The sequence below is a fragment of the Streptococcus sp. 20925_1_22 genome (assembly GCF_041431685.1).
Lineage (GTDB): Bacteria > Bacillota > Bacilli > Lactobacillales > Streptococcaceae > Streptococcus.
The window spans coordinates 1-971 of record NZ_JAPVYE010000014.1; the positions used below are offsets into that span (position 1 = coordinate 1).

Genomic DNA, 971 nt, shown 5'->3' on the forward strand with positions numbered 1-971 from the left:
TGCCGGTAATAAACCGGAGGAAGGTGGGGATGACGTCAAATCATCATGCCCCTTATGACCTGGGCTACACACGTGCTACAATGGCTGGTACAACGAGTCGCAAGCCGGTGACGGCAAGCTAATCTCTGAAAGCCAGTCTCAGTTCGGATTGTAGGCTGCAACTCGCCTACATGAAGTCGGAATCGCTAGTAATCGCGGATCAGCACGCCGCGGTGAATACGTTCCCGGGCCTTGTACACACCGCCCGTCACACCACGAGAGTTTGTAACACCCGAAGTCGGTGAGGTAACCGTAAGGAGCCAGCCGCCTAAGGTGGGATAGATGATTGGGGTGAAGTCGTAACAAGGTAGCCGTATCGGAAGGTGCGGCTGGATCACCTCCTTTCTAAGGAGTCCGTAAGGACACACGGAATGCACTTGAGTCTTGTTTAGTTTTGAGAGGGCTATGTGGGGCCTTAGCTCAGCTGGGAGAGCGCCTGCTTTGCACGCAGGAGGTCAGCGGTTCGATCCCGCTAGGCTCCATTATCTAGTTTGACTAGATAAAGAACTTGTCCATTGAAAATTGAATACCGATATCAAATAGTAACAAGAAAATAAACCGAAAACGCTGTGAATATTAATGAGTTTAAGACTGAAAGGTCAAAAATAAGGTTAAGTTAGTAAGGGCGCACGGTGGATGCCTTGGCACTAGGAGCCGAAGAAGGACGTGACAAACGACGAAATGCCTCGGGGAGCTGTAAGTAAGCTTCGATCCGGGGATGTCCGAATGGGGGAACCCAACAGGTTGATGCCTGTTACCCATTTCTGTTAAGGGAATGAGGAGGAAGACGCAGTGAACTGAAACATCTAAGTAGCTGCAGGAAGAGAAAGCAAAAGCGATTGCCTTAGTAGCGGCGAGCGAAGAGGCAGGAGGGCAAACCGAAGAGTTTACTCTTCGGGGTTGTAGGACTGCAATGTGGACTCAGAATTTAT

The 971-nt window shown here is 50.3% G+C and carries 1 tRNA gene and 2 rRNA genes; all 3 read left to right on the top strand.

The window, feature by feature from the left end:
- Window positions 1–384, top strand: a 16S ribosomal RNA gene (locus tag O3621_RS11455); the annotation flags it as partial.
- 64 nt (window positions 385–448) lie between these two features.
- Window positions 449–521, top strand: a tRNA-Ala gene (locus O3621_RS11460).
- Between the two features lie 127 nt (window positions 522–648).
- Window positions 649–971, top strand: a 23S ribosomal RNA gene (locus O3621_RS11465); the annotation flags it as partial.